This window comes from Flavobacterium sp. 316, from assembly GCF_000967805.1.
GTDB classification, from domain to species: Bacteria; Bacteroidota; Bacteroidia; order Flavobacteriales; family Flavobacteriaceae; genus Flavobacterium; species Flavobacterium sediminilitoris.
This window is the reverse complement of the sequence record NZ_JYGZ01000001.1, coordinates 221,789-234,413: the sequence shown is the minus strand read 5'-3', so window position 1 is coordinate 234,413 and position 12,625 is coordinate 221,789. Positions and strand designations below refer to the sequence as shown.

Genomic DNA, 12,625 nt, shown 5'->3' with positions numbered 1-12,625 from the left:
TTCTCTATAAAGTAACATTCCAAAACCTCATTTTAATTAATTAAAAATGAGGTTATTTTTTTAATATAACTTACCAAAACACCTCTTCTTAATACTTGCTTTCATTATATTTGTGAAGTTGTACTGTAACTATTTTGATATACAAAATAAATTCTACATTAAAATTTATTTACACAACCTATTTGAAAATAATTAAACTAAAAAATCTAGAAAAATGGGATTATTCAATAAATTACTGGGAAATGCAAGTGAAGTTTCTCCTGAAAAATTAAATGAAAAATACAAACGATTATTAACCGATAATGAAGAAATTGAATTAGGATTTCAACTATTACGAGATACTTTTGTATTCACAAACAGACGTTTAATTCTAATTGATGTTCAAGGTATTACAGGAAGTAAAGTTGAATATAAATCAATGCCTTACAAAAACATCTCAAGATTTTCATTAGAAACGGCTGGAACGTTTGACTTAGATGCTGAATTAAAAATATGGATTTCAAGTGAAGATATTCCATCTGTAAGTAAAAAATTCAATAAAAGCATTGATGTTTATGAAGTTCAAAAATACTTAGCAAATAAGGTAATGTAAAACCATTAAGTATCTATTCAAAAAATTACGAAAAACTCTATATAATAAAAAAAGCGATACTCATTTAAGTATCGCTTTTAAAATATAAAATTAGATCTAGTTGGTAGTTGTCATACTGATTTTCTCCAATGTAACTTTCACATCTCCACCACCTTTCTTTTTGATTATTACCTCAAAGTTTTTATCAGAATCCAATAAATCATCAGAAACATAATAAGAGTAATTTAGTTTTACACCATTTTCTCCTATAGTATGGTTTTCTCCTGTTCCATGATCATGAGCAACACCAAAAAAGGTCATTGTTCCAACATATTGATCTTCTTTTCCAGGATAGCGAAGATATACCGTATAATAATCTTTTGGCTCTTTATAAACTACTACATCTAAATTCAACACTATATAAGCATTAGCGCTACTTTTTAAAACTTTATTAGTACTTTTCGATAAAGTATTAACTATTTTATGCTTAAAAACATCATCTCCAAGTGTTTTTCCTACTTTTTGTTCCCAAATAACTTTTGTTTTTGGATCTTGAAACGTAATCTTACTCTTTGCCATTGATTCATTGATTGCTAAAACAGCAGGTTCAGAAGTATAAAGTAAATTATCATAACTATAATCTAAATTAAACACTACATCATATAATTCTTTCATAGTATAGGTAATATGACTTCCATCAGGTTGTATAAATTCATAAACCCAAGGATTGGCTTCTAATTCTGCTAACGTAGGACGTTGTCCATAAGCCGTAACATCCCAAGATTCCCAAATACGATCCACCATACTGTGATGTAACCAAAAAACAGGATCAAAACCAGCAGAAGGCACATTTGCCATTAATCCTGAATAATCATTCAATTGATAAATTTCATTAAAAAAAGTCTCACTTGGATTAGCATATGATCCTCCTATTAAATCATGCATATAACCATGAGGCGAACCTTCTAAACTTCTACTAAAACCAGCATCTCCTGTAAAAGTAGGGTTTGTTTTCAACTCATTAAGTGCTAACTCAATTTGCTCCACATTATCCGCAGGAATAGGTTTCCCTTCATTAAGCACACTATACCTTGCTTGTTCATATAAAGAAGTTTCTTTATTACTCAACAAACTTGGCATCGTATTATTTTGCCCATAATTCCAGTATGGCAAGGCAAAATCAGCTTTCCCCGATAATTCTCTAACTATCTTTTCTAAGTACCAAATATACATTCTATGCCAAAGAAGAAAATGTAGTTTTGCATTTTGTGTTCCATTATGTGTACAATCTCCCCAAGCCCATAATTTATCTGCACTAGTTTGATATTCCGGACAAAGTACATTTTTTCCGTTAATCTCTTTTGGAATATTATGCATAGCACCTTGATAATACCAAGCTATACCATTACTACAGTCCATCTCTCGCATTTTCTTGAAAGCAACATTCATGGCTTCCAAATCAGCTTGTGCTTCAGGAGAAGAAGCATTCAATCGCACGTATTTTACGTTGCTTTTACTTTGACTATAGCTTAAGCCCGTAATCAAAATAGTTGATAATAAAAGAATTAATTTTTTCATTTTGTCTGTTTTTAGTGAATATTGATTATTTGTTTGTTTACATTAGAGTGCTTCTACTTCAAAAGTTAGAATTTCAGAATAATCAGGATTTGCTTTATCATATATTTTAAACTTAACAACTCCTTTACCTGCTTTTTTAGCCGGAATTACATGAATTGCTATAAAGCCTTGCTGATCTGCGTTTAGTTTATTAAAAACGGAACCTTTAGGAATTCCTATTTGACAAGCTCCATGCTGACACATAGAACAATCCCATTCTTTTGGAAATGAATTATATATTGTTTCCCACACAAGATATATTGGTTTATTAGAAATATTTTCAACTTTAATTTTTGATATATCTAATCGCTTATTTTTTGATAAACTTTCTTTATTTATTGCATTCCCTACTACAGAAAAAGTAGGCTTACTTTGTGAAAATGCAAGTGAGAATGATAAAAGAATAATACTATAAAATAATGTTGTTTTCATAATTATTGGTTTGAATATTAATAAAAAACAGGAATATTTGCTTTAAAATGTACTTTTTTCAAAATTGGATCAATAAAGCGATAAAGAATTCGTTCCTTTTCCTCTACATTCTCTAAAAAAAGAAGTAGTTCTAAACACTCTTTAGGATAAAGCTGTATTTTAATTTCTTTAGATGAAACCAATACATGATTCGCATCTCCAAAAATTAATTTAAATTTCATACTCGATGGTAAAGCTATTTCATGAAGATATAATCCTGAATTGACTAATCTCAATAAAACACCCTTACTTTTAATATCATTTAAAGATTGTAATCCTTTTATATCTTTAATCATTTTACCATTAATCAAAAAATAATCAGGATTATATTTAGGAAGAACTATTGGCTTATTTATATCATCATGTGCCACATTCATAATTTGATCAGTATGCCATTTTGTATCTATTTCATGACTACACCATAATGCTTCATTCCCTTTTTTTTCAGATAAAGAATCGTTCTTTTTTGGTTGTATAATGATAGTTCCAAACATTCCTGCTTGAAAATTAAAAGGATTATTTTCTGGACTATAATAGAGGTAAACACCTGGTTTTTCTGCTTTAAATGAATAAAAACCATGTTCCATGTGGTCAATAGGTTTCTTCTCTTTCATCACTTTTCCATTCTCCTCTTTTTGTAAAAATTCTATACTTTCACAATATAAAGAAACAGGATTTCCTTGAGAAATATTCCAAAAATCAATGTTTACACTATCTCCTTCAATAACATTAATAGAAACACCTGGCAATGTAACTTGACCTGAAAGAGAACTACTAAATCCAAATACTCTAATATTTAATTTTTCTTTAATAGATAATTCTCCTGTAGTACGACCAATAATTAAACATTCCTCTTGAGCAAAAAAGGATATACTCGTACATAAGAAAAAGATTATGATTAATAATCTGCTTTTCTTTTCTACTTGTAAATGTAAATGATTGCTCATATATAAACACTTGTTAATTTTTTCAAATTTAATTTAAAGGTAGTTAAAAAAACAGCGTACAAATACCTGTTTTGCTATCATTTTTTGGCAGAAATACTATAATCTTATTAAGATTAACTTATTGATTTTAAAAAACATAAATAACTATTTTTCTTAAAATTAGTTTGTAACTTTAATAGTTATTTTTTACTAAAAAGTATAAGTAATAATAAATACCAAACTTTACTCAAATTAGTTTAAAAAAGCGATTAATCTCCTCAATAAAAATTGAGCTATATGAGAAATGTAATTTTATAGATAGAATATTTAATAAATAAAATATTAATAACTTTCAAAAGATAAATTCATCCAAAAATCATTTCATTTTTTCTCTATTTTAAAGCTTTTATATTTATAAAAAATAATCATTATATTTGTAATAAATCATAATAAAAAAGCTACAAAAAACACACCTGAAAAATTTTAAATGACTGATTTTAAAACTTTTGATACTGAAAGATTAATCCTTAGACCAACATCTAAAGAAGATGCAAAATTTATATTTGAATTATTTAATACTCCTAGCTGGTTAAAATATATTGGAGATAGAAATATTAGAACTATTGAAGATGCGGCTATATATATTGAAAATAAGATGCTATCACAACTTGAAAAGCTCAGTTTTTCTAATTACACTATAATACGAAAATCAGACAATGCTAAAATAGGAACTTGTGGTTTATATGACAGAGAAGGATTAGATGGTATTGATATAGGCTTCGCCTTTCTTCCAGAATATGGAAAAAAAGGATATGCATTTGAAGCAGTAGAAAAATTAAAAAACAGTGCATTTGAAGAATTTAAATTAAAAGAAATAATAGCCATTACAAGAAAAGATAATTTTTCATCTCAAAAACTATTAGAAAAACTAGATTTAAAACTAGAAGGAATAGCCAAACTTCCTAATGATGATGAAGAATGGCTACTTTATAAAATTAAAGCATAATAAAATTAAAATAATGGATAAAGAACTATATAAAAAAACATTTACTGAAGAAGATTCAGTAGGCTGGTTATCAATAGATGCTTCACTAGAAAAAATATACGGAAAAACAGAACCTCGACACTATGGTCCATTATGCGGACTTCACTATGTTGCAGGTGGAACTGATCCTATAGATGGTGCCAGCATTTATGATTCTGAAAAGCAAGAATTACATAGACACATCATTAGTTATGGAATGTCTGATTTATACTATAATGAAGAAAAAGCAGGCGAAGAATTTAGTAAATGGGGATTTGAATTTACTTTTAGATTAAAACCTTTTGAAGATGATAAAAATGATCCATTATGGGCTGTACAAGTCATGAACAATCTAGCACGATATGTTTATAAAAGTGGAAACTGGTTTGAAGAAAATCATTTTATTCCTGCAAACGGTCCAATAAGATTAAACACTGAAACAAAAATAACAGGTTTTGTAATAGCATTAGATCCTGAACTTGGAAAAATCAACACTCCTCATGGTGAAGTATCATTTCTACAACTCGTAGGTATAACAGAAAATGAAGTAGAAAAACTAAATGCCAATCCAACAACAACCGAAGTAGAAAAACTCATATTGGAATTAAAAAAAGACAACCCATTACTAATAACCGATTTAAATAGAAAATAAACAACCCTAAATAAATTTATAATTCTTATTCTATTTAAAATACTAATTCAATTATTATGAAATTTTATACCTTAATACCTAAATCTCTCAAACCTTTTTTCGAAATAGAATTAGAAAATTATAAAATAGAATATGCATCAGGCAATTTAGAAAAAGCTTGGAATCATTTAGAAAGAGCACATATCATTGGACAAAAATATCCATATTCACATAGTCTTGTTCATTGGAAAATGCTTGTATTTGGATTCAAAATAAAAAATGGTAAAGAAATAGTGGGACAAATTCCAAGACTAATTTTTGGAGGAATAAAATCATTTGTAGGTAAAATCCCTGTAGGCAATCCAGGTGGAGCAAACGTACCTCCATTAAAACCATTTCCTATTGAAAAAGAATTACAAAACATTTTCATTACAGCAGGAATAAACCCTATATAAACGCAAACCATTACGGATTTAAATTATTAGCATTAAAAAGATTAAGCAAATTCAAAAATTATTATTTTTTTGATTTGAAGATATTAAAAACAACAAAATAGCCTAATGAGTACATTAGGCTATTTTGTTAAATACATAAAAAAAATTAACTAATTTTAATAAAACGCTTTGGTTCTGGTAATGTTTCTTCTCTTTTTGGAAGAGTTAAATATAGAATTCCATCAACATAAGTTGCATTTATAGCCTCTTTATTAACTGTTTCTGGTAAAGAAAAAGAACGTTTAAATGATGAAAAACTAAACTCTCTACGCGTATATTTATCGGTTTCTATTTTTTCTTCTAAATCTTTGGTAACTTCTGATGAAACAGTTAAAAGATCATTATCAATTTCAATTTTAAAATCTTCCTTTTTAAAACCAGGCACAAGCAATTCTATTGAAAAACCAACTTGAGTTTCTTTTACATTTACCGCAGGAACTTTAGTTGTAAAATCTTGAGTTCCTCCAAAAAAATCGGGCTTAAATAATTCTTCTATTATAGAAGGAAAAAATACTTTTGGATTTGTTTTTACTATGTTCATAATTTATTTTTTTAAGTTATACGTTTCCTAGTATCAAACAAAAGACATTCCAAAATATAAAAAAGTCAAAATGACATTTACATAAAGCATAAAAAGGTCATTTTGACTTTATTTTTAATAATTAACTTTTATTTAACTGACTAAATTTCAGTTTTTTAAATATCAAAAAAAGAAAAGAATTAGAATCTTCAAATCGATATAAAAAATCAAAAAACATTGCTTTTGTAAGGCAACTAACATTAAAATAATTTTAGAGATTTTTACTTTACAAAAAAAAATAAACAAATGAATTTAACAGACGAATTAAAGAAATACGCAGATCAAAGTGCCGCTAAAATTCCAGCAGAAGTTCTAGCTATAATGAAAAATGCTATACAAGAATTAGAAAGTAGCAATTTAGTCAATCAAGCATTAAAAACAGGAGATAAAATCCCAACAATTGAGTTACCAAATGCAACAAGCAAAATAATTTCCATTCAAGAACAAATAAAAAAAGGTAAAGTAATCATTGCTTTTTATAGAGGAGGTTGGTGTCCATACTGCAATTTAGAATTAAAAGCCTTACAAGAGATTCTTCCTCAAATAAAAGAAAAAGGAGCTTCTCTAATTGCAATAACTCCAGAAACACCCGATAATTCATTAAACACAATTGAAAAAAACAATCTTGAATTTGAAGTACTAACTGATAAAGACAATAAAACAGCTAGCAAATTTAATTTAACTTATAAACTACCTAAAGAATTACTAGATATTTACCTGAATTTTGGAATAAATTTAGAAAAAAGTAATAACAACCAACTTGGAGAACTACCTATTGCAGCCACTTATGTAGTAGATACAAAGGGTACAATTATTTTTGATTATATAAAAGAAGACTATAAGCTAAGAGCTTCTACCGAAGCAATAATTGCTTCGCTTTAAACTACCTTATAAACAAATTAAAAAGATTGATTTTAAAATCAATCTTTTTAATTATGCTGTTCACTAAAAACCGATAATAAAACTTCCCCATCAATCATTCTATTAGGAGAATTTTTCATTAAATGAAGAACACGTTTCATAGCATACGGATTTAAACCCATATTAATGCCTATTTCATTTATCTTAATTTGTTCTCTCTCATGCAAAATGCCATCTGAATGCATTAATAAAGACAACCTATAAAATTGACAAATCCTACTAAACTCATCCTTAATAATCTTTTTTTGCGCTTTTTTCTCAAAAAGCTTCAAAAAAGAAGCCTTATCAATCTCAAGTTCTTGCGACACCATTTCAATGAAATCATACTCTCTATCGTGTAATTCTCCGTCTACTAAAGCAAAAGAAATCATCTCTTGTAATAAGCTAATCTTTTCTTGATAATCATCCATATTATTACATTCTTTTTTGTAAAAATAATAATTCTAAATTTAATTAGATATCTTTGAACCCTATATTTTATAAACATGACGAATAACGATATATTTAAAAAACTAAGAGTTGCACTTCAATTACGTGACGATCAAATTGTTGAAATCTTAGAATTAGTAGACTTTAGAGTTTCAAAAGGCGAACTTGGTAACATTTTTAGAAAAGAAGATCACCCTAATTATGTAGAATGTGGAGATCAATTGCTACGTAATTTTCTAAATGGATTAGTTATTCATCTTCGTGGTACAAAGGAAAACCCTAAAAACCCAATGGATGTAATTAAAAGCCATAAAAATGATGCTCCAACGGAAAAACGAGAAATAAAACCAAAAACAGAGAGCTTCAAAAAACAAACAACAACTTTTAAGCCAAAACCAAAGAAGAAACCACTTCCTAAAAAAGAACCTATTGTGGAAAAAGTACGTTTTAAAAACGGCAAGAATAAATCAAAAGACTAATGCTTCTTTTTGGTATAATAGGAATTTTGGTTCTATTCTCACCATTAGCAGCTCTTTTATATGATAGTTCTGTAAAGAAAGAATGGAAAAATGGTTTTCTAAACATTTTCTATTTTCTACTAATTATAATAGCATCAAGTATTTTATTAAAAATATTCAAACTATTTTTTATTACTACAATACCATTATTATTCCTCATTTTTTTATCTTACAAAAACATCAAAAAAAATAAATAAGAACAACCATCTACTTTTAACTAAAAACCACAAGATTTTTGTATTTTTGGGCATTATTAAACGAATACCCTCTAAATAAAAATAAAATAAATGCAGTTTAAACATCCAGAGATTTTATACTTCCTATTTTTATTGGTTATACCAATTTTAGTGCATTTATTCCAACTCCGTAAATTTAAAAAAGAATATTTTACAAACGTAAAACTATTACGCCAACTACAACAAGAAACCCGAAAAAGTAGTACGCTAAAAAAATGGTTACTTTTAGCAACACGCCTACTTCTTTTAGCTCTATTAATATTCGCTTTTGCTCAACCTTTTTTTACTGCAAAAGAAGCTAAAAACAAAGAAAATGAATTAATCATTTTAGTAGACAACTCCTTTTCAATGCAAGCCAAAGGAAACAAAGGAGAACTATTAAAAAGAAGCATTCAAGAATTATTAGAATCACTTCCAGAAACACAAAATTTTTCACTTTTAACAAACAATAATGTCTTTTGGGATGTTGACATTAAAACCATACAAAGTGAATTACAAAAAATAGAATATTCAGCACTTCCATTTGAATTAGATTTTTTATTAACACAAATCGATTCTAAAAAACCCAACACTAAAAAAGATTATCTGATAATCACAGATGCTATTGGAACAAATTCTAAAAAAATTGAAGATTTAAACCAAACAAATCAAGTTTACTTTATAAACCCTGTTGCAGAAAACAAAAACAACATTAGCATAGAAAACGTTACCCTATCACAAGTTTTAGATGCCTTTTATGAAATAAAAATCACTTTAAAATCGTATGGTAAAACAGAAGAAGCCATTCCTGTTGCAGTGTATAACAAAGAAGCATTAATTGCAAAATCACAAGTTACATTTGACAAAACAGAAAAAGAACTAAAAATAAATATTCCTAAAAATTCTTTTCATGGAAAAGTAACACTACAAGACAATAGTTTACAATATGATAATGAATTTTACTTTAGCATTTCACAACCCAAAAAACAAAATGCAATTATCATTGGAACAGAAGAAAAAAACAAATTTTTAAATAAAATACTAACCGAAAATGAGTTTGTTGTTACTAATACCGAACTAACAAAATTAAACTATAGTAGCATTGAAAACCAACAAACTATTATTTTAAACGAAATTTCCGAAATTCCACAAGCACTAGGAACTACTCTACTCTCTTTTTACAACAAAGGAGGAACAATTATCCTTATCCCATCAATAGAAAACAACATTCAAAACTTAAATAATTTCTGTAAAAATTTTGGTTCTTTTAAATTTTTAAACACTACTGATACAGAAAAACAAATCACAAAAATAAGTTTTAATCACCCTATTTATAAAAATGTATTTGAGAAAAAAGTTAGTAACTTTCAATATCCTAAAGTAACAAAATCTTTTATCCCTTCAGGAAATGGATTACCCATTTTACAATTTGAAGACAATACCAACTTTGCCATTTCAATTTCAAACAAAATTGGAAATCTATTTGTTTTTACAGCACCCATAAACAAACAAAACTCAAATTTTCAAAACTCACCTTTAATTGTGCCTACTTTTTACAATATGTCACAATCCAAAACAAATTCAAAAACCAACACATTTACAATAGGTGAAAATGAAACTATAATTATTGATGCTATCTTATCTAAAGACGAAGTTGTAAGTATTACAAACAAACAAAACAGCTTCATTCCACAGCAACAAATTATAAATGCAAAAGTAAAGCTAGCCTTTGGAGATTATCCAGAATTAGCAGGAAACTATAACATAAAGCAAACTGAAAACACAATAGAAGAAATCAGTTTCAACTATCCAAGAACAGAAAGCGATTTAAACAATACAAACACAACACTTTTCAATAAAACCACAACCGTAAACAGCATTGAAACCGTTTTAAACGATTTACATTCAAAACGAACCGATACTGCATTGTGGAAATGGTTTATTATTGGCACATTACTTTTCTTATTGATTGAACTACTAATTCAAAAATTCGTAAAATGACAACCGTTTTAATTAAAAAAGCAACCATAATAGATAAAAACAGTTCGTTTCACAACCAAACCGTTGATATAAAAATTGAAAACGGAATCATAATTGAAATTGCAAAAAACATAGCTTCCGAAAACAACATTGAAGTTATAGAAAAAGAAAATCTACATGTTTCACAAGGTTGGTTTGACTCTTCCGTTTCTTTCGGAGAACCAGGCTATGAAGACAGAGAAACCATTGCAAACGGATTACAAGTTGCAGCAAAAAGTGGTTTTACAACCATAGCACTTCAACCTAACAGCTTTCCTGTGATTGACAATCAATCACAAGTGAAATTTGTACTCGACAAAGCTAAAAACCAAGCCACTACTCTATTCCCTATTGGAGCACTAACCAAAAATAGCGAAGGAACAGACTTGGCCGAACTATTCGATATGAAAAATGCAGGTGCTATTGCTTTTGGAGATTACAACAAAGCCATTCAAAACGCAAATATTCAAAAAATAGCCTTACAATATGTACAAGACTTTAACGGATTAGTCATCAGCTTTTGCCAAGATTACTCCTTAAAAGGAAAAGGAATTGTGAATGAAGGAATAGCCTCTACAAAATTAGGATTAAAAGGAATTCCCGCATTAGCAGAAGAACTACACATTGCTCGCAATTTATTCTTACTAGAATACACTGGTGGAAAATTACACATTCCAACCATTTCTACTCAAAAATCAATACAATTAATTAAAGAAGCTAAAGCCAAAGGATTACAAGTAACTTGTAGCGTTTCCGTACATCATTTAGTCTTAAATGAAGAAATACTATCAGGATTCGATTCACGATATAAAGTAACACCACCATTACGAGATGAAGTTACGCGAAAAGCACTAATAGAAGCCGTAATTAATGGAACAATTGACTGTATTACATCAGATCATAACCCGCTAGATATTGAACATAAAAAATTAGAATTTGATTTAGCAAAAGACGGAACCATTGGTTTAGAAAGTGCTTTTGGAGCATTATTAACTGTTTTACCACTTGAAGTGGTTATTGAAAAACTAACCGCTGCAAAAAAAATCTTCGAAATTGAAGAAAACAAAATAGAAATCAATACAAAAGCAGAATTAAGCTTCTTCAATCCAGATGGAGAAAAAATATTTACCAAAGAAAACATTTTATCAAAATCAAAAAACTCCGCTTTTCTACAACAAAAAACAAAAGGAAAAGTATATGGAATATACAACAATAAAAAATTAATTATTAATAATTTACAATCATAATGAACGATATAGAAAAAGGAAAAAACGCAGCTCTGGTAAGCTATATAACCATAATAGGAAGCGTTATTGCAATTTTTATGAATCAAGATGAAAAGAAAAGTGAATTTGCCAGTTTTCACATTCGTCAAGCATTAGGTATTTTTTTAACTTTCTTCTTCTTAGGTTATCCTATAGGCTATTTCAATAGTTGGATGGTTTCCTCTGCATTTTGGTTATTTATTTTTATCCTTTGGATTTACGGTTTCCTAGGCGCTCTAAATGGAGAAAAGAAAATAGTACCACTAGTAGGTGAATTTTATCAAAAATGCTTTAAAAGCTTATAAATGATCACTTCTAAAAGTGAAAAAATAAAATCGAAAATCATTTTAACCGATGTAATCAAACTAAAGAGTAAAGGAATATTCATTATTCTTTTACTCTTTCCTTTAGCACTCATTTTAAGTACAATCTACAGTATCTACAAGAGTAGCCCAGTAGAGAAATCTAACATTTTAACACTCATAATCAGTTTCATAGCCCTATTTATTTTAGCAGTAATACCATGCCTAAAAAAAGGACTAGCCACAGACAATCAAAAAAACATTTACATTGTTTATACATTAAAAAACAAAATCCTCCTCAAACAAATCCTAATTCCAAATAATTATAACGAATTTATAATTATAGAAGAACCCTTTTCAAAATCTAACACAAACATTACTATTAACAATAAAATTGCTGAGTTTAAATATCCCATTTACAAATTTGTTGCGCAAAGAAAAAACCACAATAAACCCATTTTTACAGTTGATAATAAACCATATTTAGAAGTTCATCATATTATTCCATTGGCAGATGATGGGGACGACACAATAGAAAATGCAATTGCACTTTGCCCAAACTGTCATAGACACGCACATTATGGGAAAACAATATACTGACAGACAAAGAAAAACGAGCTTTAACAGCCCATAAGAAATTGG

The 12,625-nt window shown here is 28.2% G+C and carries 14 protein-coding genes and 1 pseudogene; 10 read left to right on the top strand and 5 right to left on the bottom strand.

The features are described 5' to 3' along the window. The first annotated feature begins 214 nt into the window (after positions 1 to 214). Entirely contained in the window at positions 215 to 592 is a 378-nt protein-coding gene (locus tag SY27_RS01075; RefSeq protein ID WP_045966608.1) for a PH domain-containing protein, read from the top strand. A gap of 96 nt (positions 593 to 688) precedes the next feature. Here the strand turns inward: SY27_RS01075 and SY27_RS01070 are convergent, their stop codons facing one another. Genes SY27_RS01070 through SY27_RS01060 form a run of 3 tightly spaced genes read right to left on the bottom strand, consistent with a single transcriptional unit; the run spans position 689 to position 3,606 of the window. Then, a complete protein-coding gene (locus SY27_RS01070; protein WP_045966606.1) occupies positions 689 to 2,149 on the bottom strand; it encodes a tyrosinase family protein in 1,461 nt (486 codons plus the stop codon). A 42-nt stretch (positions 2,150 to 2,191) separates the two neighbouring features. Next, positions 2,192 to 2,620, bottom strand: a complete 429-nt coding sequence (locus SY27_RS01065) for a hypothetical protein (protein WP_045966604.1) — start codon at positions 2,618 to 2,620, stop codon at positions 2,192 to 2,194. Between the two features lie 17 nt (positions 2,621 to 2,637). Further along, positions 2,638 to 3,606: a multicopper oxidase domain-containing protein gene (locus tag SY27_RS01060; protein WP_082084282.1), complete on the bottom strand. Its 969-nt coding sequence runs from the start codon at positions 3,604 to 3,606 to the stop codon at positions 2,638 to 2,640. 466 nt (positions 3,607 to 4,072) lie between these two features. On the opposite strand from SY27_RS01060, the gene SY27_RS01055 reads away from it, so the two are divergent. The 3 genes from SY27_RS01055 to SY27_RS01045 are packed head-to-tail and all read left to right on the top strand — an operon-like array spanning position 4,073 to position 5,695. After that, positions 4,073 to 4,591: a GNAT family N-acetyltransferase gene (locus SY27_RS01055; protein ID WP_045966602.1), complete on the top strand. Its 519-nt coding sequence runs from the start codon at positions 4,073 to 4,075 to the stop codon at positions 4,589 to 4,591. Between the two features lie 13 nt (positions 4,592 to 4,604). Next, positions 4,605 to 5,261, top strand: a complete 657-nt coding sequence (locus SY27_RS01050) for a suppressor of fused domain protein (protein ID WP_045967432.1) — start codon at positions 4,605 to 4,607, stop codon at positions 5,259 to 5,261. 56 nt (positions 5,262 to 5,317) lie between these two features. Continuing rightward, on the top strand, positions 5,318 to 5,695 hold the full coding sequence (locus SY27_RS01045; RefSeq protein WP_045966600.1) for a DUF3703 domain-containing protein: 378 nt from the start codon (positions 5,318 to 5,320) through the stop codon (positions 5,693 to 5,695). Between the two features lie 145 nt (positions 5,696 to 5,840). Here the strand turns inward: SY27_RS01045 and SY27_RS01040 are convergent, their stop codons facing one another. Then, the gene (locus SY27_RS01040; RefSeq protein ID WP_045966598.1) at positions 5,841 to 6,275 is read right to left on the bottom strand and encodes an Hsp20/alpha crystallin family protein; all 435 of its coding nucleotides are present in this window, start codon (positions 6,273 to 6,275) and stop codon (positions 5,841 to 5,843) included. 285 nt (positions 6,276 to 6,560) lie between these two features. Between SY27_RS01040 and SY27_RS01035 the strand changes: the two genes are divergently transcribed. After that, positions 6,561 to 7,196 (top strand): peroxiredoxin-like family protein, encoded by a 636-nt coding sequence (locus SY27_RS01035; RefSeq protein ID WP_045966596.1) that lies wholly within the window; start codon positions 6,561 to 6,563, stop codon positions 7,194 to 7,196. 47 nt (positions 7,197 to 7,243) lie between these two features. Here SY27_RS01035 and SY27_RS01030 read toward each other — a convergent pair. Beyond that, a pseudogene (locus SY27_RS01030) lies at positions 7,244 to 7,651 on the bottom strand (TerB family tellurite resistance protein); the annotation flags it as partial. A 69-nt stretch (positions 7,652 to 7,720) separates the two neighbouring features. Between SY27_RS01030 and SY27_RS01025 the strand changes: the two are divergent. The 5 genes from SY27_RS01025 to SY27_RS19240 all read left to right on the top strand — a co-directional run bounded on the left by SY27_RS01025 (position 7,721) and on the right by SY27_RS19240 (position 12,583). Next, positions 7,721 to 8,143 (top strand): DUF1456 family protein, encoded by a 423-nt coding sequence (locus SY27_RS01025; RefSeq protein WP_045966592.1) that lies wholly within the window; start codon positions 7,721 to 7,723, stop codon positions 8,141 to 8,143. Between the two features lie 326 nt (positions 8,144 to 8,469). Further along, positions 8,470 to 10,398: a BatA domain-containing protein gene (locus SY27_RS01015; protein ID WP_045966589.1), complete on the top strand. Its 1,929-nt coding sequence runs from the start codon at positions 8,470 to 8,472 to the stop codon at positions 10,396 to 10,398. After that, on the top strand, positions 10,395 to 11,663 hold the full coding sequence (locus tag SY27_RS01010; protein ID WP_045966588.1) for a dihydroorotase family protein: 1,269 nt from the start codon (positions 10,395 to 10,397) through the stop codon (positions 11,661 to 11,663). The genes SY27_RS01015 and SY27_RS01010 overlap by 4 nt, the downstream gene beginning before the upstream one ends. Beyond that, positions 11,663 to 11,986 (top strand): DUF4870 domain-containing protein, encoded by a 324-nt coding sequence (locus SY27_RS01005; RefSeq protein WP_045966587.1) that lies wholly within the window; start codon positions 11,663 to 11,665, stop codon positions 11,984 to 11,986. Before SY27_RS01010 ends, SY27_RS01005 begins: the two co-directional genes overlap by 1 nt. Continuing rightward, the gene (locus tag SY27_RS19240) at positions 11,987 to 12,583 is read left to right on the top strand and encodes an HNH endonuclease signature motif containing protein (RefSeq protein WP_045966586.1); all 597 of its coding nucleotides are present in this window, start codon (positions 11,987 to 11,989) and stop codon (positions 12,581 to 12,583) included. The last annotated feature ends 42 nt before the right edge of the window (positions 12,584 to 12,625 follow it).

Excerpts from the sequence above, each read along its gene's own strand:
- SY27_RS01075 (WP_045966608.1), top strand. The coding sequence starts at position 215 with ATGGGATTATTCAATAAATTACTGGGAAATGCAAGTGAAGTTTCTCCT.
- SY27_RS01070 (WP_045966606.1), bottom strand. The coding sequence starts at position 2,149 with ATGAAAAAATTAATTCTTTTATTATCAACTATTTTGATTACGGGCTTA.
- SY27_RS01065 (WP_045966604.1), bottom strand. The coding sequence starts at position 2,620 with ATGAAAACAACATTATTTTATAGTATTATTCTTTTATCATTCTCACTT.
- SY27_RS01060 (WP_082084282.1), bottom strand. The coding sequence starts at position 3,606 with ATGAGCAATCATTTACATTTACAAGTAGAAAAGAAAAGCAGATTATTA.
- SY27_RS01055 (WP_045966602.1), top strand. The coding sequence starts at position 4,073 with ATGACTGATTTTAAAACTTTTGATACTGAAAGATTAATCCTTAGACCA.
- SY27_RS01050 (WP_045967432.1), top strand. The coding sequence starts at position 4,605 with ATGGATAAAGAACTATATAAAAAAACATTTACTGAAGAAGATTCAGTA.
- SY27_RS01045 (WP_045966600.1), top strand. The coding sequence starts at position 5,318 with ATGAAATTTTATACCTTAATACCTAAATCTCTCAAACCTTTTTTCGAA.
- SY27_RS01040 (WP_045966598.1), bottom strand. The coding sequence starts at position 6,275 with ATGAACATAGTAAAAACAAATCCAAAAGTATTTTTTCCTTCTATAATA.
- SY27_RS01035 (WP_045966596.1), top strand. The coding sequence starts at position 6,561 with ATGAATTTAACAGACGAATTAAAGAAATACGCAGATCAAAGTGCCGCT.
- SY27_RS01025 (WP_045966592.1), top strand. The coding sequence starts at position 7,721 with ATGACGAATAACGATATATTTAAAAAACTAAGAGTTGCACTTCAATTA.
- SY27_RS01015 (WP_045966589.1), top strand. The coding sequence starts at position 8,470 with ATGCAGTTTAAACATCCAGAGATTTTATACTTCCTATTTTTATTGGTT.
- SY27_RS01010 (WP_045966588.1), top strand. The coding sequence starts at position 10,395 with ATGACAACCGTTTTAATTAAAAAAGCAACCATAATAGATAAAAACAGT.
- SY27_RS01005 (WP_045966587.1), top strand. The coding sequence starts at position 11,663 with ATGAACGATATAGAAAAAGGAAAAAACGCAGCTCTGGTAAGCTATATA.
- SY27_RS19240 (WP_045966586.1), top strand. The coding sequence starts at position 11,987 with ATGATCACTTCTAAAAGTGAAAAAATAAAATCGAAAATCATTTTAACC.